Source organism: Halobacillus sp. 12SKB, assembly GCF_052941655.1.
Genome location: NZ_JBRFWR010000001.1, coordinates 2,779,820 through 2,798,293, shown reverse-complemented (window position 1 = coordinate 2,798,293; position 18,474 = coordinate 2,779,820). Strand labels below are relative to the sequence as shown.

Genomic DNA, 18,474 nt, shown 5'->3' with positions numbered 1-18,474 from the left:
GGTAGACTGCATTCCCGTGGGATGCAGTTTTTTTGTGCTCAAAAAAGGAGGAATTCGAAATGGATCATCAATGTGGAACATCAAGAATCGCGGGGTGCTCTTTTTCCGTACACCCGATGGCAGACAATTTCGTGGATTACATCAAAGCGAGCTTACGTGAGGTGGACAGCTCGAAAGTGTGGATGAAGACGGATGACGTCACGACGACCGTGCGTGGCCGGATGGAACATGTCTTCGATGTCACCGAAGCGATTTTATTACATATCGCGAAAACGGGTGTCCATGTCGCTTTTCAAGGAACGTTTTCCATTGGCTGCCCGGGGGATTCTTCCGGCGATGTCCATATGGATGAGTCGGAGGAACGGTTGAACAAACCACAATCCAGGGAAATCGAACAGCGGATTGCGGCGAAGTTCTCTCTGTATCCGATGGGTGGCGGCGATTATATGGACACGATCTACCGTCAGATACAAGCGATGAAAGAAAAAGGCGTTGAAGTCACGCCTGCGCACTACTCGACCCGTCTCGACGGGGATACGCGCGACATTTTCACAGGGCTTGAGGATGTGTTCAGGGAAACGGAAGCGAGCGGCTCATCGCATACGGTGATGACCGTGACGGTCTCTGCCAACAGCCCTTCCCATAAGGATGATCGCTCATGAACAGCTGGAAACTGAAAGAAATCGTCGTCATGTCCGTCCTTTCTGTCGTCTTTGCGGTCGTGTACCTGGCCTTCCTTCCGGTCGGGAAAATCCTCGTCGGCTTTTTCGGACCGATCGGCTATGACCTCATCTTCGGCATCTGGTTCATCGTATCGATCATCGCGGCTTACATCATCCGCAAACCCGGTGCCGCGTTTTTATCGGAAACGATTGCGGCCGCGGTCGAAGTGCTGCTCGGCAATGCGGTCGGCCCGATGCTTCTTGTTTCAGGGATGATCCAGGGGCTCGGCGCAGAATCGGCCTTCGCGATGACGAGGTACAAGCGTTATGACCTGTTCACCCTCATGCTTGCCGGTGTAATGGCCGCTGTGTTCAGCTTCGTCTGGGGTTACTTCCTATCCGGTTATGCAGCACTCAGTACCGGGTACGTCGCCGCCATGTTCATCGCCCGCATCATCAGCGGCGCCATCATTTCAGGTGTCGCAGGCAAAGCGCTCAGTGACGCCTTAGCGAAAACGGGTGTCCTCTCAAGCTTCGCTCTCGGAAAAGAACACCGAAGGAAGCATGCGGCATGAGTCAGGAAGTGATACGCGTCGAGGACCTCACCCTTCATTATGAGGAAAGGCGAAAGCCTGTGCTGTCCCGGCTGAATTTTTCCATCGATGAAGGAGAAAGCATGCTGATCCTCGGTCCGAGCGGGTCGGGGAAAAGCTCCCTCACCCACTGCCTGAATGGACTCTATCCGAGAGAACTCGACGGTTCCATGGAGGGAGAAATCCATGTGAAAGGACGGAGGACCGACTCCTACCCCGCTGGTGAAATGGCACAGAACGTCGGCGTCGTTTTCCAGGATCCGGAGACGCAGTTCTGCATGATCACTGTTGAGGATGAAGTGGCCTTCGGGCTTGAGAACTTGAATACCCCTTATGCGTTGATGGTGGAAAAAGTGGATAGGGCTTTACGATCGGTCGGAATGGAAGCTTTCAAAACGGAGAACATCTCCAGCCTCTCCGGCGGGCAGAAGCAGAAAGTCGCCCTTGCCTGCATTCTCGCGATGGAACCTGAGGTGTTGATCCTCGATGAACCGACGGCGAATTTGGATCCGGTGGCGAGGAAGGAATTCATCCAGCTTTTGAAGAGGTTGAAAAAGGAGCTCTCTTTCACCCTGCTTGTCATCGAACATAAGCTGGAAGGCTGGCTGGACTTGTTGGATCGGGTCCTCATCATTAATGAAGGTGGGGAGCTCGCCTACGATGGTCCGCTTCACGACCATTTGAAAACCTACGCCCGGGACATTCATGAGATGGGCATCCAGCTTCCTTATGCTACAAGGACAGCTCTGGAACAGGAATGGACGCCTCCCTACCCGCTTCACATCGGAGAAATGCCGGCTGTTGCTTTCCCAGAGAATCCTCCTGCGGAATCTGCTGGTAAGGTGTTGTTGAAAACAGAGAATGTGCATTGGAAATCGATTTTGCGGAACATCCATATTAATTTTCATGAGGGAGAATGGGTAGCCATCGTCGGGGAAAACGGGAGCGGAAAATCTTCCTTATCAAGAATCCTAGCGGGCATCCAGCCTCCGAGCAAGGGGACGGTTTCCCTGCACGGCCGCGCCCTCAAGAAATGGAAAGAGAATGAGATGCGGAAAGAAATTGGATATGTCTTTCAGAACCCGGAACACCAGTTCATTACGGATAGTGTCTATGAGGAAGTCGCTTTCAGTCTCCAGCATGCCGGGATGAAGGAAGCGGAGTGGACACGGATTGTCGAGGAAACATTGAAGTTCTGCCGGCTGGATGGACTGGAGAATCAGCACCCTTTCCTGCTCAGCCAGGGACAGAAGCGGCGATTGAGTGTCGCCACGATGATTGTCGAGGATCAGCAGATGCTTTTCCTTGATGAACCGACGTTCGGACAGGATGAAAGATCGACGTCAGATTTGATGTCCCTTCTCAAAGAAAAACATGAAAACGAGACGACGATCGTCATGATCACCCATGATATGGAGCTCGTGGACAAATACGCGACAAGAGTGCTTGTCATGAACGAAGGCGAACTCAGCTTTGACGGACAGCCGAAGGAACTCTGGGCCTGCCCTGATTTGACGGACCATCACCTGGAGCTGCCTCCAAGAGAACAATGGAAGCGTGCCGGTTTGAAGCGAGAGGAGTCTGCTTATGTTTCTTCATAACGTAAATCCGACGGTCAAAACATTGACGATCATCGGTGCCGTCTTCCTCCTCGCCTTCGTGTTCGATCCGGTCACGCCTTTGCTCTACATCGTGTGGACCGTCATCGTGACCTTCCTGTTCGGGTCGTTCAAAAAAAGATACTACCTGTATTATTTCATTCCGTTCACGCTCTTCGCCTTCGGGATGTTCTGGACGACAATCGTCTTTTCGGACACCGCCTCCGCGACTTCCGAAACGGTTTCATTCCTCGGGATGGAGTTTCCAACGGAAGACATATGGACGGCGGCGGCTCTCGGTCTGAGGGTCCTTGCGTTCGCCAGTCTGTCGCTGCTGTTCCTGTTCACGACCAACATGGTCCATTTCATCCTTAGTCTAATCCAACAGTTGAAACTGCCACCGAAAATCGCATACGGTGTCCTTGCAGGGTATCGCTTTTTGCCGATGTTGAAGACCGAATTCCAACAGATCCGCGCGGCGCACCGCATCCGCGGCGTCAACCGACCGGATTCATGGAAGGAAAAACTTCTTCAGTATCAACGGTTTGCGATTCCCCTCCTGGCCGGCGCGATAAGGAAAGCGGAACGAACAGCGATCGCGATGGAATCGAAAGGATTCACCGGTGCGAAGGCCCGCACCTTTTACCGTCCGATGAACGTGCAGCGGAAAGACTGGCTTTTTCCGGTGATGATGTTCGGAATGCTCGGGGTGACGATTGCAATCTCGCTCTATTTCGGTTATTTTTCCTGGTATGATGGACAGCTGTAACATGAAACAGCCCCCGGTATTTAGCCGGGGGCTGTTTGCCATCGCTCTATTCTGTTCCCTCCAGGGTTGTGCGAATATCTTCAAGATTATTGAATTCAACACTCGTTAATTTATCTTCTTCATTGGTCTGTGCGTTTCCTCTAACTTCCATGGTTTCACTCTTATTGCTGTTGTTATTCGTATAGGACACATCCATTGTGAAGGTATAATAGTCGTCTTTTTCCTCCAGTTCTATGTCCTCGACTTCCAACTGATTATCGGGGTACGCCATCCTTAGAAAAGTCATTCCTCCATTCGTGTTTACGGCGTAATTTTCATAAAAACGCTCGCTCATATAAGGTTTGAAATGTTCCTCGTTATAATCACTCAACGCCTTGGCTAATTTTTCTGTATCACCATCATACCCGTTGATGATTTTTTCCTGTTCTTCATCAGGCCCAGTAAAGGTATGCTCCAGAATCGTCCGAATATTTTCTTCGCTTCCGTTTACTTCTGCATTGGTCTCTGCGTCTTCCGAATTGGTGCAGCCTACAGATAATAGTAGGATCCCTACCAAGAATAATGGTTTTAGATATTTTTTGATGGTTTCCATAAACGATTCCTCCGTTCTGATGCTCTTACTCATTCCATACGGAAGGGCATGGCCTTTCGTTTCAAATTATTAGCAATTCATCTTAATTTATCCAAAAAAAGACAGAAGAGGGCTCCCTCTCCTGTCTTCTCTCCTTATGAACCACTCGCCTCAAGAACGATTTCTTCCGGTGATTTCCTGCGCCGGATCGCCATTCTGGAAAAATGGATGCCTGCGAACACAAGCCCGACATAAAGCACAGCCATGCCGTACCCTCCGATGACATTCCCGATGATGATTCCCAAGGCTCCGAGGATTTTTCCGAACTGGAAAACCAGTCCGTTGAAAGCCATATAAGCTCCCCGGCGCGTATCATCGACGATATCAGCAAGGATGGACTGTCTCGTGGGGACATACAGCAGTTCACCGATCGATAGGACGATGACAGCGATGAAAAGGCCGGGGATGTGATTGCTGAACGCAAGGAACGCATACCCAAGCCCGAACAAGGCGAAGCCGGCATGCATAATCGGTTCTTCTTTCTTCCCTTTGATCCATTTCGAGAATAGCGAGGTGAACAGGACGATGAACAAGGTGTTCGCGACCGTCAGCAAGCTGAGCAGCCGGATGCCGTCCAGTTCAAAAGAAAACAGTCCGAATAGGTCCATCATATTTGAAGCGATGTCCTGTTCGAGACGTACGGAAATGAAATTGTTGCGCTGGAATTCGATGCCTAAGATCGCGATCCCGCCAATCGTGAACGCGAGGAACGGGACATCTTTCATGACGAGGCTGTAATTTTTCAAAACCGGCTTCAGCCCGTACCCTTCCCTCACTTTCTCTTCGCTCACAACGTATGTATCGGTGATTTTCGTGCTCGTCATCCAGAGCGTCAACAAGCTGATGGCTAACAGGACGGCAATCAATTCGAACAGGTTCCTCTCGAAAAACCAGCCGCCGATCATGAGTCCGATCATCATCGACATGTTGATCGCCCAGTAGTTGATCGCATACATGAACGCCCGTGAATCTTTCGTGCTGACATCGATGAGCATCGCCTCGGCCGCAGGGTTCACAAGTCCTCCGGCTATTCCGATGAGCAGCAGCATGAAAAACGTCACCCATGCGGATTGGAACCACGGAGAGTTCGCCAGGAACATGCCGATGAAAGCCGCAAGTTTCAGGATCTCCCCTGTCACCATCAAGCGTTTCCGTCCGATGATATCCGCCAGGTACCCGCCGTAAAGACCCGTCAGGAACTGGGCCGCGACTTGAACCAGCAGCAGAACGCCCGCCACCGTCGCATTGATTTCTTTTGTAAAATAGATGGCCATGAATGGAAACACAGCCGCCCCTACGACCCGGCTTAGAAAGGATGTATAAATGCGGATCCGGATGTTAGGATGCAATTCTTTGAACATGTGACCTCCCCCTTCGTTCCCTCTATTATGGACTTTCCAAAAAGGGGTAAAAAGGGTACAATTTAGAAAAATATGTCCCCTTTTAGGAGGTGTATCGATGCTTGATGAACGGTATTTTTCACTGAGGGCCCCCCTGTATGAACGGGAAGAAGCCCAAACGATCGCGTTCAAACTGCAAGAGCTTGAAGCTATTTGGTATTGCTCTCAAAAGAATGCGAAGAGAATTTTAAAAGAACTGGAAGCGAATGGAAAGCTGACGTACATTCCCGGCAAAGGGCGCGGGAAACGGTCGACCCTCGTTTTTCCGAAACCGTTTCAAAAGGAAGTGGAGGATTTCGTCACCGCGTGTGTCGAGCGGGACGAACTGGATGAGGCGGCACACCTGCTGCGCCTGCCGATCCCGAAGTCGTGGATTGCCAAAGCGTCTTATGATATCCGCAAAATGTTCAGCTACAGAGAACAGAGCAGTCCGAAAGACGTGCTCCATGCTTTCATGGCACGATCGGTGACTACCCTCGACCCGCTGGAAGTCTCGATCACGTTCGAAGCCCATCTGATCGAACAGCTCGGCGATCCGCTACTAAAATATGATGCGGAAAAGGATGAAGTCCTCCCCCACATCGCTCATCATGTGGAGGCCGACGACTCGTCCAAGACGTGGACCTTCCATTTACGAAAAGGGGTGCGGTTCCATAATGACGAAGAGCTGACAAGCGAGGATGTCCAATTCACATTATCGAGAGCGATGAACACGGAAGCCTCCACATCATGGCTGACAGGAGGCATCCGGAGCATCGATTGCCCGAGCCGTTATAAAGTCATCATTCATTTGGACGAACCGAACCCATTTTTCCCGCGATACATGGCGGCATCGAACCTGTGCACCCTCCCTTCCGGAACTCCCTTCGATGAACACGAGTGGATCGGAACCGGACCTTTCTATTTGAAAGAGCGCACAGAGAACAAGCTCGTCCTCGCTGCATTTGACGGGTATTTCAAAGAACGTCCGTTACTGGATGAAGTCCAATTTTTCAAAGTTTCCCAGGAAGCGGCAAGCATCATCAATTTCACGGTGGCAGACGGGGAAGATGTGAATCCTGCCGAGAAGCATGAAGTCGAGACCGGGTTCCGCTTCCTGACGTTCAATTTTCATAAAGACAACATCGTCCAGAACCCTTACTTCCGGGAAGCCGTCTATCACCTTCTGGATATCGGAAGGATGGCGGACGCTTTCGGGTGGCACGCCTTCGGTGATCCGACTGAACCGCCCGGTGAGAATCAGTATGTGGAAGCCAGCAGCTTCGCACCTAAAAGATCCACACATTTGGAGAAAAAGAGCGCGTTGATTCCAGAGCTTTTGAAAAAGTCCGGCTATGCGGGAGAATCGTTGAAGCTGTATCACCTTGAATTTCCAAGTGCAGTGAAAGAAGCGGAGTGGCTCGAGGAAAGAGGAGCGGAGTATGGCATCCATTTCGAACGTCACCCCTTCAACTTTTCCAACTTCTATGCCGAAGACATGGGCGAAGACGTGGATTTGATCTTCATGGGAGAAGTGTCATCGCTCGACCCGCACCTCTCTTTTTTAGGTGCTTTTTACAATAAAAACCTCTTCTTCCGGCGTTTTTTCCCGGATTGGGGATTGCAGTGGATCCATGACAAACTCGAGGACTTCAAAAGACAGAAGACGTATGAAGGACGTGAGCGGGTGATGGATGAGATTGAAACGTACATACGAAAGCAGTACCTGCTGATTTTCCAATACCATCCCGTGAAAGTCCGCACGTTCCACCCGATGATTCAGGACGTACGGTTTCAGTCGTTCGGTCACTTCGACTTTTCGAAAATATGGATTCCGCGTTAAGTAAAAGCCCATCCCTCGTTGTGAGGGATGGGCTTTTGGTTTATGTAGGTATTCAAACTTCCGCCTTCATCGCCTTGTCCAAGTCGACCCAGATGACGGCTCCAAGTGGATGAGTATAGGGAATCGGCTCTTCATAGAGGACCGGATTCCCTAGCTCCCATGCGTAGGTACGCTTGTATGGCAGCTCTTTACAATCCTCTTCCGCGATGCCGTGCAAATGTGTGCTCTTCACATATTCTTCTTCCGTCAACGATTGGCTATCCTTGATGTCCACCGTTCCGAATACATGACTGGTGCCGCTCTTGATCAACCCGACTGTCCCTCTCTGCTTCGTGTTCGTGCCACGGATTTCCCATGTCTTTTCTCCATTGAGGATCATGTCGATCCATGGTTCTTTGATTAACAAACCTTTCATGTTCACGCCTCCTTTATTCCTTTATGAACACTCCGATGGATGCGACGACTTTTTTCATAACCTCTATGGATCTGGATGTATCCATTCCGGCTATCTCGAGCGAATGATCGGCATCTTCCAGGAGTTCTATCCGGACATTCGCCCGTCTTTGCAAATTTTCCACGACATCTTTGATATAGTGATGATCCTGATCGCCTACAAAGACCAGCACCTCCGCGCTCGTTTGTGAGAGGGGGTCTTTGTAGAAGTCGTACTTGAATAAAGGGGTCAAAAGGACGAACTTGGCCCCTCGGTACTTTTGAATCAACCCTTCAGCAATCGGCAGCGTGCCGATCGATTTCCCAAGGAAACACAAATGAAAGTCATCCTTTTGATCAAGAACATCTTCTATGACCACAGAGAAGTCCCGCTCCATGCGCTTCGCTATACTCTCCCATGGTTGTTCAAAAAAAGAAGAGGCATAATCATGATGTACATGCACAATGTCCCACTTCTCCTCGATCAGTTTCATCGTCGTATAATAGAAAAGCGGGCGGTCATAGCCATACCCTCTCCCCGCAAACATGAAGCAGACGCGGTCCGTTCCATTTTGGATATGGGTATAGGCGGTTTCACCTTCCGACCCGATCCCTTCTTTTCGATGTACTTCCATCGTTCCACCCCTTCAGGATGATTTCATAAATCAATCCAGTACCTTTTGACGACATTCCCATCGTCCTCGATGAAATCATGATCCTCCACGCCACCATTGTTCAGGATGGTCTTCATCGATCCGATGTTGATTTCATCGCATACGACGAGCGCACTTGGAATGCCCAGCTCCCTGGATTTTTCCAAGGACAAGCGTAACAATTCCGTCGCATAGCCTTTCCTGCGCTGTGACGGGCGGATCCCGTACCCGATGTGACCGCCGGCATTTCTTAGTGGTTCGGTCAGGGAATGACGGATATTGACGGCTCCGATGACCTTGTTTTCTTGATCGACGAGCCAGTAGGTCGAGCCCGGTACGAATCCTTCAGGCAGGTCGAGCCCATTGGCGTCATTATGTAAGTTCTGGACCATGTCGTGAAAGTTGGTGGGATCTTTTTCAATCACCCATGGAATCATCGCCTCTCCGCTTTCTTTCCATTCTTTATAAAAACAAAGATACGATTCTTCTAGCTCTATAGTAGGTTCAACCAGTTTCAATGGATCCACTCCAGCTCCTCCTCTTACTGTCTATATTAAAAGCCTCTCATCACTTCTTTTCTTCTTTTGCACCGCTTGCATTCTATGATCTCCCCGGGGCCACCCTCTTTCCAACTCACGCGTTCATATGTATGAAGCCCCAGCCTGCACCGTAAGCTACTCTTGTCCTTTTCTAAAAGGGCATGGAACATGACGATCAAGAGTCCTGGTACCATGAGGAAAAGGACGAGGAACGTATTCTGCACGCCGGAAAGGATAAGCACAGGGCCGCTTAAAACCAGAAGGGAACCTGCCAACTGCCACTTCCGCATACCATCAAATCTCCTTTTTCAACAAAAGCTCATCAACGATCGGGATGCCATGATGACCGATGACCGGAATCTCCGGTTTGATTTCACGCGCTCGCTGAACGGCATCGTGAAGGATCTCCTGGATACGGAATCCGCGTTTTTGATAGAATGCGAGGGCTCTTATATTATCGTTCGTCGTAATGACACGAAGAGAATGGCAATCCATACGCTCCGCTTCAGCTTCTACAGCCTGAATGAGCGCCGTTCCGATCCCTTTGTTTTCTATCAAACTGTCGAGAGAGATGATTTCACACTCCCTCTCCTTCTTGATATAGGTGACCAACCCTAGGATCTTGTCATTCTCCAATGCTGCAAAGCCGGCAAGATCCAGGCATTCATACACACCGCTTGAGATGACCATCTTTGTTCCACCCCAATGGGTATGAAAAAAATCCACCTTGTCTGCGGTGGATAGGTGCTGCAAGTCTACGATTTTCATTTCCTGTTTCCTTCTTTCAATCACTCCGGCAAACGGCCGAAGGCTTTCAATTTCTGATAGCGATCCACGGCCAAGATCCCCTGCCACTGCCTTTTGCTGACGGCGAAAGCTTCAGAGTCATCGCCCCAATCCCACGACAGGTCCCAGACACCATCCTCGTTCATCGTTTCCAAGTAAAAGTCCAGGTTTTCCTTCAACAGTCTCGGGTGCTTTTCAGCCAGGATATGTTTGGGTGAATGGATGAGATCGAGCGGCAGCGGTTTGTAGCTGCTTCCCCAGCTCTGCGGATCTTTCTCTATAGACCGCTCGGCAAGCAGGACCGTTTTTGCATTCACTTCTTCGAATGTAAAAGGAGTGTGGGCAGCGACTTTGTCCTTATGACGGAACAGCACATTCATCAACCGTTGAAAACAGTTGACTTCATGAAAGTCCATCAGATCGACCGCCATCAAATGGGCGACGCCTTTTTCTACGCTCGCCCATCCCGTTTTCGCCCCTTCACTGTCTTCATACGACCAGTGGATGAGAAAACCGGCGAGTTCCGCCGCGGGGTTGAACATCCAATTTTCCTGGATGCCTTCTTTCCAATGCCACCACGGGGCGTGAGGATGATGGTTGTGCTCAGGAAGGACCGAGGGCCACATGCCTGTCTCTTCATCATACGTAGCAAGCAGGTAGGAAAGCATATCAAGGACGACACGTTCTTTAGAAGCGACATCCAATTCGTACAAGTACTGCCCGGCAGCCCATGTCGCCATCGGAGAAGATTCCGGCAGCCAAAAGTCCGGTTCGATGCCGTGACCGAAACCTCCATCCTCGTTTTGGAAGGCGCGTATGTAATGGATGACTTCACTCTTCAAACCGCCCTCCATCAATGCATGCCAACGGGCCGCTTCCAGTGGTCGTGCATTCCTTTTGATCCATTTGCTCGTGCGTGTCACCGTCTCTTTGTTCATCCCAATCACACACCCCTCTAAAATGTTTTCCCTCCATTGACACTGATGTTCTGACCTGTAATGAATGACGCATCATCGCTGCTTAAGAAACGGACAGCATTCGCGATGTCGTGCGGCTCCCCCATTCTTTTCAAAGGAACATCCCTCAGGTAAGAAGCTTTCGTCTCTTCTGATACCTCTCCGTGACGTTCCACAGGTGTAAAACCAGGATGGACGGCATTGACCGTAATGCCATGCTCCCCGAGTTCACTCGCCCAGGAGCGCGTCATGCCGACGACCGCTGACTTCGCCGTTACATAATTGGAAAAATGAGCGTTGCCGAGCTCGACGACTTCACTTCCAATGTTGATGATCCGCCCCCATTTTTCTTCCTTCATTGAAGGAATGACAGCTTTTGTAAGCAAAAGCGGAGCCTTCGTCGTAAACAGCAACTGATCGAGATAATCCTCCCATGTCACTTCTTCTAGCGAATATTCCGGTTGCGGACCTGTGGCGTTGTTTACGACGATATTAATGGGGCGGCCCGCTTGTTGTTCTGCTTCTCGTACCAGCCGGTCCACCTCTTCTTCCTTCGTCACATCAGCCTGGACCGCGAAAGCTTGTCCGCCATTTTCACGGATGGTTTGAACGACTTCATCCGCCGAATCCTGATCCCGATGGTAATTGATGATTATCGTCACACCAGAAGCTGCCAGATTTTGAGCTATTCCCTTACCAAGACCTTTGGAGCCTCCTGTCACGAGTGCCACTTTCTCTTGCATAGACTATGTTCTCCTCCTTCTACTCTCCCATGGCCAGATGATAACGTTTCGTTTTTCCGTCGTATACCGCAATCACTATGGCTGGAATTTCTTTCGATTCATATAGGACGGTTCCTGCGGGTAGATCGCTCGCCATCCCTTTTTCAACTTCTGCGATCCTTTCACCTTTCGTCAGGTTCTTTTCATTGACCCACTCAGCTCCGTGCGTGTAGACGTCTCCGTTTTCCAATGCTACATAATCAGCATCAGGATTCATGCGGAGCACCTGCTCAAGGCTCAAACGTCCTCCTTCGCCTGCTCCGGGAGAACAGGCTGACAGAAGGAATACAGCAACAACCATCCCTGCATAAATGCTTTTCACTCTGCGTGTTCCCTTTTTCTGACCGAATAAATCAGGGTGAAGCCGAAAATGAACCCAAAAAGAAGGGGGCCATTGATCGCATGGGTCGCAAAAAACCTCGTCACCGGGTTCATCGGGAAGTTCGTGTAAAACAACCAGTGGGATAAGCTTACGAAAAGGCTCGGTATACCGATGCCGATGAACTCTGCCCATTGGAAGCCTTTCATCCTGCCTTCTCTATATCTGTGCCATAGAAAAGGAAGAGCGAATAACATCCCGAAGACGACCGGGAAGATAAAATCAAAGATCATCAGAGGCAGGACGTCGAATTCCATCTCCGCCTGATCCAAAAGTCCTCCGCGGATGCTGAGCAGTCCCATCATCACGGCGATGAGAAATACAGCAAACCCCAGATGAAACAAAAATCTTTTCATGAAAACACCTCAAGTATATGTATGACCCCTATTCAAGGACTGTGATTTCCTCTGCTGTCACTTTCCTGGTTTCTGGATCTTCCGTGATCTCTGCGCTTTCCCTGAGCTTCACTCGGATTTTGAGAAGTTCTTCATCTCCCGCCTGCTCTCTGAACGTTTCCATTTTTAAATTCTCGCCATCATTAGTATGGACGGGAGTATCATGAGGAACGAGAACGAGGCAGGGCCATCCTTCTTCTGTATCTGTCTCCTCTTCCCCTTGTACTGCTGAGGAGCAATCGACTTCAAGACCGCCGACTTTGACTGCTGTCACATGACCTTCAAATGCATTGACGTCTTTCCCCGCTACACTGCAACCCACGACTAAGAGTAAAAGAACGACAAGTAATTTCTTCACGATGTCTCACCTTTCTGCGAACTCGAGCACACAATGACAGCGCTCTCCGTTGTATTCTTACTAAAAGCGTACCACGTATGGAATAAATTGAAAATACTGACATGGGTTTATAGTCATATTTTGTTAAAAATGCTAGGATTTTAGATTTACTTTTTATTACTAATGCATTGTTCAACTAGGGCAGGCTTCCCCCTTGTTCCTTGCACTAGAGACTCGCTCCAAGAGAGCAGGACTCACCTGCTCCCAGACTCGGAAAGCACCAAAGTTGCTAATATAATTCTAAAAGTCGCTAATAAAAATGCAAAAGCTGCTAATAAAAGCTTAAAACCTCCCAATAAAAGCTCAAAACCTGCTAATAAAGTGTCCCATTCACCAAATAAACAAAAGACAAATTACAGCGGTTGATAACAGTTTGGACAGACCGTCTGGCTTCTGCCTCTTTTCACCGTTTTCCCACAATGATGGCAGGTGATCGAAGCTGAGTCGGGGGCGAGCAATCTTTTGAATCCACCTTTCATTCGATTTACGGATAATAAACCGAACCTAAAGCCCAACCCTATGAGAATTCCAATAATCATCAAAGAAATCAGCATCCCCAATGAAAATACCTCCTCTACTCTGTCACTTTCAGCTTGATGAAGTAAATAAGAAGACCAATGACAAAGATGACTACCAATAAAACAAAAGAGCCGCTCAAATGGAATTCTGTTTCTTTTACAGAGAAGTGATACAGGGACTGATCAAAAAAGGATAGAGAATATTCAAAAGTGAGGTCCGTCATGATCAGTGCCGACAAGACACCAATGAGGTTCACACTAAAAAACACAAACAGAGACAGTAGACCATACTTCATCGATGGGATGATATGCTTGTTCAGTCCATTCAAAATTCCCACTCCAATCTCCCTTTGGAGGATACTAGCAAAAACACGACGGGTTCCCAACATACGTTTCTATGCTTTACATTTCCAACGCACAGAACAACCGACAAGCTTCTCTTTTATCCTTTCTGGATTAAAACTCACCCAGAACCTGAACACATCACCAGCCACACAAAACCTCTCCCCATTGCTCATCGTGAACACCAGGGCATAGTCGAAATAAAACGATTCTATGTCCTTTTGATAAATCTCAATACTTTCGATGTTACTAAACAAAGACAGCCCTGAAGAACGGGTGGCTTGCGCAGAACCTGACCTCTCCTCATAGGAAAGGGGGCTGGGTGTCGGCTTTTCACTGACGGTCATCTGCCAAACATCTTCAAAATCAGGCGTTAAATCGGATTCAATTCCGAAAACAAGGTACCGGTTCGGTGCATTCATCAGCACGAGCGCTTCACTGCTTGTGAAACTTTGATTCTTAAAATCATCCATATACATGTGGAAGAAATCAGACTGCATCTCTTGAATGGATTCACCTGTCCATCTTTGCAATACCCTCAAATCTTGATCGCTGATTCGTAGATTCATTCTTCCCCCTCATAAGCTCTCGACCAGTGATGGGGCTGAACTTCAGCAAGTGTCTTAAATAGAAGGTCTCTACCTTCATGAGTGACAGCGACTTTCACATCATCTCCCCAGTAAAACAACCGCTCCTGACAAACCCCGCAAGGCGACAACACTTTAAATGAGGAGGTCTCATCGTCCCGGGCGATGCAAAGGGAATGTGTGACCCGTTGGTTCCGTTTATGAGCTTCAAGGATCGCTCCTGTTTCCATGCAAAGATTCACAGCATCATTGATGACATCCGGAGCGACACTCGTGAGGATGGTTCCATCTTCGATCCGCATTGCTGCCGCTCCTCCCCAGCCACTTGGGTATCTATGGTCTACCAGTGCTTTTGCTTCCTCATATAACTCTCTTTCCACATTCATCTCGTAACCCTCTTTTCTATTTCCTCTTTTCTCGTGTATACGGTCTGGAATAGGAAAAAGTTTCATAAGCATCCGTCCAATTATTATAATTATCTTAAAATTTGGTTAATCTAAAGGAAAAGACCGTTTTTCTACCTTCGTGATCCGTATAATGAAAGCGTTGAAGGACAGTCACAACGAACGAGCGGTTGGATTATCTTGAAGAAGTACCCACAGGAAAGGAGGAGCAGCTATGTCTGAGTTAAGGCTCGGGGATCGTGTTCCGAATTTTATTTTACCTACTGTCACTGGAGAACAGTTTTTATTAGAGTCCCATCAGGAAACCCACAAAGATTGCTGGCATATGATCGTTTTCTTCCGAGGGTCATGGTCGCCGGAGTGCGTCCGCTTGTTGAAACAGATGGAGGACCATCTCAGCGAATTTACAAGTGAACATGTAACCGTCATGGCGATTGCAGCGGAGAACGTGGTTGAATTGATTCGTATGACGGAAAAAGAAAACATCACGTTCCCCGTATTATCAGATGAATTCCTTTCGATCATTGAAGCATGCGGAGTGTTTACGGAACATGCAACAGGTTCTAAAGAAGGAGTCCGTACTTTCGGTGAGCCTGCCTTCTTCCTGATCAATCACAAGGGAGAGCTGCTTTATCAACAAAAGCAGACCGGTCCCTTCGGCAGGGCTTGTGCAGGGGATTTGTTGAAGACAGTTCGTTATCTCAAAAGGCAACAGCAAACCAAGGACAGTGCCTCTTAATCGTCCCACTTTCGTCTGCACGGATTTGTGTTGACCCATCTGTCATTTCAGACTATGTTATACTGATCAAAAGTAAGAAAAATCAGATAAAGCGGTGAACGGTTTATGTTAGAAGATACGGGCGAAAGGGTCATACCGAAACAAATGGATCCGATGAATAACATGCTTCTCGAGCACATTGCACGGTATGTGTTTTCCACTCCTTATGTAAAAGGAAGGGTACTGGATCTCGCGTGCGGCACCGGCTACGGAAGTCTTAAAATAGCGAAAGAAACAAAAGAGAAGATCGATGAAATCATTGGCATGGATATTTGTGAGGAAACGTTGCAGTACGCGGTGCGCAACTACTATCATCCTCTGCTCACTTTCAAACAGGGAGATGCGATGGATGCTTCTCTGCCTGAGGAAATCGGCATGTTTGATACCATTCTCAGTTTTGAAACGATCGAACATGTGAAGGATGACCGTTTGTTCGTGAAGCGGATGTACGATTTATTGAAGCCAGGCGGCATGCTTATCCTCTCCACTCCATTCGGTGAAGGAAGGGAATACGAATGCGGGCAGCCATTCCATTATTTTCAACTGACCCCAGAGGAATTCGAGGATTTGTTCAAGGGCTTTTCTGAAAAAGAAATCTATTATCAGTGCGGCGTTACCATTGAGCCTCCGAGAGAAGGGGTCTATTATCCTTTGGGTGTTGCAGTATGTAAAAAGTAGGGACTCTCATGAGAGCCCCTACTTTTTTATGGTCCATATTTATTTCGTAAACGCTGGCAACGGATCATGAAAACCATCCCAGTTCTTTTCCATTTCTTCCTCTGTCAACAAACAACGATCCAGCGTTTGTATGATACCTTCACGGTCCATATCGATTCCGATGAATACAAGTTCCGTCTGGCGATCACCGTAGCGGGCATCCCAGGTTTCCTGCAGCTGCGGATCTTCTTCAAGCAGCTCCGCTCGCTCCTCTTCGGAGAACGTGGCGATCCAATTCCCCGCCCCCTGAATCATTAACGATGATCCCGCTTGCGAAAGGAGTCCGGCGTCATCATTCCTAGTCGCCAGCCAGAAAAAACCTTTCGACCGGACGATGCCCGGGGGCCAGTTTTCCAGCCAGTGCATAAACCGTTCAGGATGGAAAGGTGTTTTTCTACGATATACGAAGGATCCGATCCCATATTCCTCTGTTTCCGGGACATGTTCATTGTTCAATTCTTTGATCCAGCCTGCTCCCTGGCTTGCTTTCTCAAAGTCGAACAACGATGTGTCTAATACCTCTCCCAGTGGGACCTCACTGAAAGAGGTTTCGATGATTTTTGCTTCAGGGTTCAGTTGCTGAAGGACAGCCTTCAGTTCTTTTCGATCGATTTCGTCCACCAGGTCGATTTTATTCAGGACCAACACATTGGCGAACTCGATCTGGTCAATCAAAAGGTCGATCACTTCCCGTTCATCCGTTACATCGGCGGCTTCCTCTCTGTCGAGTAAAGATTCTCCGGAAGCGTAATCGTCCCAAAAGCGATGAGCATCCACGACCGTAACCATTGTATCCAAACGGCACGTTTCACTGAGGTTGATGCCGAGCTCTTCATCGATATACGTGAAGCTTTGAGCCACGGGGATCGGTTCAGAAATCCCTGTCGATTCGATGACGATATGATCGATATCCATCTCTGAGAGTTTTTCGACCTCTTTGATCAGGTCTTCTCTTAACGTACAGCAGATACAGCCGTTTTGAAGCTCCACAAGCTTCTCTTCCGTTCGAGAGAAACCTCCTTGTTTGACCATGGATGCATCGATATTCACTTCACTCATATCATTGACAATCACTGCGATTTTCCGGTCTTCTTTATTATGAAGAAGGTGATTGAGTAGTGTCGTCTTTCCAGAACCTAAGTATCCACTCAACACGGTGACTGGTATTTTTCCGTTCATATCTTTTCCTCCTAAATGGCAGCAATTCTTTCTGCTGCTCTTCTCGCTCCAGCAATATTTCTCGCAGAAGGGCCGATCTCAAGTTCAGCAAGTGCTCCTGCTACATACAAACCAGGCCCCCACTCCAGGTGACTGTCCACAACAGGAAAGCCACAGGGAGCTGTAGGAAGTGCGCAGGAGTCCATAACGCCCTCAAGCCACTCCAATCCCGGAACACAGTTTTCCGCACCTGTTGCAAGCAGCACCGTCTGCGCCATTAATCCTTCGTTGTCTTTCAACTGAAGGTGGATGTGATCCTTATCATACACAGCCGCTTCCACTTGGTCAGTGATGATTTTCAATCTCCCCTGACGCTCATGGCGCTTCAGCTTTACGGAAAGTCCGCTCGTAATGGATCCCCGGTGACGGGCAGCTTTGATGATTTTACGCCGCTTTTCATAACACGTCACTTTTTGAAAGCCATTCATATATTTCGGCCCCAACCATCCTGGATCACTATCAAAATCTTTGATTCTGAACGGGTGTCTCTTCAGAAGCGTCACTTCCCTCTCCCCATCCATCGCATACGTGTTGGCCAAGTGAGCGGCAGATATCCCTCCACCTACAATGACCAAAGATCCACTCCCCCGGGTTTCTTGAAAAGAAAACAAATGACCCACTCGCTTATCAGATGGATCTGCCCATTCCGGAAGATGGGGACGGTCATTGACTCCGATCGCAACAACGACTCGTTCAGCAGAAATGGAGTGACGATCTGTGTGAATTTCCCATCCACCTGCTTTCCTCTTCAAGCCCTTGACCATCGCCTGCATCCAAAAGTCGTTCCATTGATATTGATGGAAAAGATCGTCATGGTAATCGTTGAACAAATCAAGACTTGGACGATCATACCGTCCTATGAAGGGTTGAGCATATTCCTCTTTCCTGCTGAATTTCCTGAGGCAGTGAGGGTCTGGATCCAAATGGTGGACAGAAGTAGAACGCAGATATTTCATTCCAACGCGGTGCGTGAGCGTCTTCCACCTGTGAAGTGGTTCCTCGTGTGGATCAATCACTTTCAAGCTCTCAGTGTCTGCTTTTTTTGAATGTAAAAGGTAGGAGGCAACCGTACACCCTTGAATGCCTCCACCGATGATGACCCATTTATACAACGAG

At 48.7% G+C, this 18,474-nt stretch carries 25 protein-coding genes; 7 read left to right on the top strand and 18 right to left on the bottom strand.

Features of this window, described 5'->3' with window-relative positions; genetic code table 11:
• Positions 1–59: 59 nt before the first annotated feature.
• From ACQ4XT_RS13880 to ACQ4XT_RS13865, 4 genes are read left to right on the top strand one after another with little or no spacing between them, the layout of a single operon-like run.
• Positions 60–662, top strand: coding sequence for a YkoF family thiamine/hydroxymethylpyrimidine-binding protein (locus tag ACQ4XT_RS13880; RefSeq protein ID WP_446854185.1), 603 nt, complete (start codon positions 60–62; stop codon positions 660–662).
• The gene (locus tag ACQ4XT_RS13875) at positions 659–1,237 is read left to right on the top strand and encodes an ECF transporter S component (protein WP_220584962.1); all 579 of its coding nucleotides are present in this window, start codon (positions 659–661) and stop codon (positions 1,235–1,237) included. Before ACQ4XT_RS13880 ends, ACQ4XT_RS13875 begins: the two co-directional genes overlap by 4 nt.
• Positions 1,234–2,856, top strand: coding sequence for an ABC transporter ATP-binding protein (locus ACQ4XT_RS13870; protein WP_446854184.1), 1,623 nt, complete (start codon positions 1,234–1,236; stop codon positions 2,854–2,856). The genes ACQ4XT_RS13875 and ACQ4XT_RS13870 overlap by 4 nt, the downstream gene beginning before the upstream one ends.
• Entirely contained in the window at positions 2,843–3,622 is a 780-nt protein-coding gene (locus ACQ4XT_RS13865; protein ID WP_446854183.1) for an energy-coupling factor transporter transmembrane component T family protein, read from the top strand. Before ACQ4XT_RS13870 ends, ACQ4XT_RS13865 begins: the two co-directional genes overlap by 14 nt.
• 46 nt (positions 3,623–3,668) lie before the next feature.
• Here ACQ4XT_RS13865 and ACQ4XT_RS13860 read toward each other — a convergent pair whose 3' ends face one another.
• A complete protein-coding gene (locus tag ACQ4XT_RS13860; protein ID WP_446854182.1) occupies positions 3,669–4,247 on the bottom strand; it encodes a hypothetical protein in 579 nt (192 codons plus the stop codon).
• A 101-nt stretch (positions 4,248–4,348) separates the two neighbouring features.
• Entirely contained in the window at positions 4,349–5,614 is a 1,266-nt protein-coding gene (locus ACQ4XT_RS13855) for an MDR family MFS transporter (protein ID WP_446854181.1), read from the bottom strand.
• 97 nt (positions 5,615–5,711) lie between these two features.
• On the opposite strand from ACQ4XT_RS13855, the gene ACQ4XT_RS13850 reads away from it, so the two are divergent.
• Positions 5,712–7,475 (top strand): ABC transporter substrate-binding protein, encoded by a 1,764-nt coding sequence (locus ACQ4XT_RS13850; RefSeq protein ID WP_446854180.1) that lies wholly within the window; start codon positions 5,712–5,714, stop codon positions 7,473–7,475.
• 52 nt (positions 7,476–7,527) lie between these two features.
• Here ACQ4XT_RS13850 and ACQ4XT_RS13845 read toward each other — a convergent pair whose 3' ends face one another.
• The 14 genes from ACQ4XT_RS13845 to ACQ4XT_RS13780 all read right to left on the bottom strand — a co-directional run bounded on the left by ACQ4XT_RS13845 (position 7,528) and on the right by ACQ4XT_RS13780 (position 14,627).
• Positions 7,528–7,890, bottom strand: coding sequence for an ASCH domain-containing protein (locus ACQ4XT_RS13845; protein WP_446854179.1), 363 nt, complete (start codon positions 7,888–7,890; stop codon positions 7,528–7,530).
• 13 nt (positions 7,891–7,903) lie between these two features.
• Positions 7,904–8,542 (bottom strand): alpha/beta family hydrolase, encoded by a 639-nt coding sequence (locus ACQ4XT_RS13840; protein WP_446854178.1) that lies wholly within the window; start codon positions 8,540–8,542, stop codon positions 7,904–7,906.
• A gap of 23 nt (positions 8,543–8,565) precedes the next feature.
• Entirely contained in the window at positions 8,566–9,078 is a 513-nt protein-coding gene (locus ACQ4XT_RS13835; RefSeq protein ID WP_446855683.1) for a GNAT family N-acetyltransferase, read from the bottom strand.
• Positions 9,079–9,113: 35 nt separating this feature from the next.
• Entirely contained in the window at positions 9,114–9,389 is a 276-nt protein-coding gene (locus tag ACQ4XT_RS13830) for a hypothetical protein (protein WP_446854177.1), read from the bottom strand.
• Between the two features lie 4 nt (positions 9,390–9,393).
• Entirely contained in the window at positions 9,394–9,867 is a 474-nt protein-coding gene (locus tag ACQ4XT_RS13825) for a GNAT family N-acetyltransferase (RefSeq protein WP_446854176.1), read from the bottom strand.
• Between the two features lie 20 nt (positions 9,868–9,887).
• On the bottom strand, positions 9,888–10,823 hold the full coding sequence (locus ACQ4XT_RS13820) for a hypothetical protein (protein ID WP_446854175.1): 936 nt from the start codon (positions 10,821–10,823) through the stop codon (positions 9,888–9,890).
• Between the two features lie 17 nt (positions 10,824–10,840).
• Entirely contained in the window at positions 10,841–11,584 is a 744-nt protein-coding gene (locus tag ACQ4XT_RS13815) for an SDR family NAD(P)-dependent oxidoreductase (protein ID WP_446854174.1), read from the bottom strand.
• 19 nt (positions 11,585–11,603) lie between these two features.
• Positions 11,604–11,945 carry a hypothetical protein gene (locus ACQ4XT_RS13810; protein ID WP_446854173.1) on the bottom strand — a complete coding sequence of 114 codons (342 nt, stop codon included), beginning with the start codon at positions 11,943–11,945 and terminating at the stop codon, positions 11,604–11,606.
• Positions 11,942–12,358 (bottom strand): cytochrome c oxidase subunit II, encoded by a 417-nt coding sequence (locus tag ACQ4XT_RS13805; RefSeq protein ID WP_446854172.1) that lies wholly within the window; start codon positions 12,356–12,358, stop codon positions 11,942–11,944. Before ACQ4XT_RS13805 ends, ACQ4XT_RS13810 begins: the two co-directional genes overlap by 4 nt.
• A gap of 28 nt (positions 12,359–12,386) precedes the next feature.
• A complete protein-coding gene (locus ACQ4XT_RS13800; protein WP_446854171.1) occupies positions 12,387–12,755 on the bottom strand; it encodes a hypothetical protein in 369 nt (122 codons plus the stop codon).
• 392 nt (positions 12,756–13,147) lie between these two features.
• Positions 13,148–13,354, bottom strand: a complete 207-nt coding sequence (locus ACQ4XT_RS13795; RefSeq protein ID WP_446854170.1) for a hypothetical protein — start codon at positions 13,352–13,354, stop codon at positions 13,148–13,150.
• Positions 13,355–13,368: 14 nt separating this feature from the next.
• On the bottom strand, positions 13,369–13,650 hold the full coding sequence (locus ACQ4XT_RS13790; RefSeq protein ID WP_446854169.1) for a hypothetical protein: 282 nt from the start codon (positions 13,648–13,650) through the stop codon (positions 13,369–13,371).
• Between the two features lie 57 nt (positions 13,651–13,707).
• A complete protein-coding gene (locus ACQ4XT_RS13785; protein WP_446854168.1) occupies positions 13,708–14,223 on the bottom strand; it encodes a hypothetical protein in 516 nt (171 codons plus the stop codon).
• Positions 14,220–14,627 carry a cytidine deaminase gene (locus ACQ4XT_RS13780; RefSeq protein ID WP_446854167.1) on the bottom strand — a complete coding sequence of 136 codons (408 nt, stop codon included), beginning with the start codon at positions 14,625–14,627 and terminating at the stop codon, positions 14,220–14,222. Before ACQ4XT_RS13780 ends, ACQ4XT_RS13785 begins: the two co-directional genes overlap by 4 nt.
• 232 nt (positions 14,628–14,859) lie before the next feature.
• Here ACQ4XT_RS13780 and ACQ4XT_RS13775 point away from each other — a divergent pair, with 232 nt between their 5' ends.
• Entirely contained in the window at positions 14,860–15,384 is a 525-nt protein-coding gene (locus ACQ4XT_RS13775; RefSeq protein ID WP_446854166.1) for a peroxiredoxin family protein, read from the top strand.
• A gap of 105 nt (positions 15,385–15,489) precedes the next feature.
• Positions 15,490–16,101, top strand: coding sequence for a class I SAM-dependent methyltransferase (locus tag ACQ4XT_RS13770; RefSeq protein WP_446854165.1), 612 nt, complete (start codon positions 15,490–15,492; stop codon positions 16,099–16,101).
• Between the two features lie 39 nt (positions 16,102–16,140).
• Here ACQ4XT_RS13770 and ACQ4XT_RS13765 read toward each other — a convergent pair whose 3' ends face one another.
• Both ACQ4XT_RS13765 and ACQ4XT_RS13760 read right to left on the bottom strand, forming a co-directional pair.
• Entirely contained in the window at positions 16,141–17,319 is a 1,179-nt protein-coding gene (locus ACQ4XT_RS13765; protein ID WP_446854164.1) for a GTP-binding protein, read from the bottom strand.
• A gap of 11 nt (positions 17,320–17,330) precedes the next feature.
• On the bottom strand, positions 17,331–18,470 hold the full coding sequence (locus tag ACQ4XT_RS13760) for an FAD/NAD(P)-binding protein (RefSeq protein ID WP_446854163.1): 1,140 nt from the start codon (positions 18,468–18,470) through the stop codon (positions 17,331–17,333).
• Positions 18,471–18,474 lie beyond the last annotated feature (4 nt).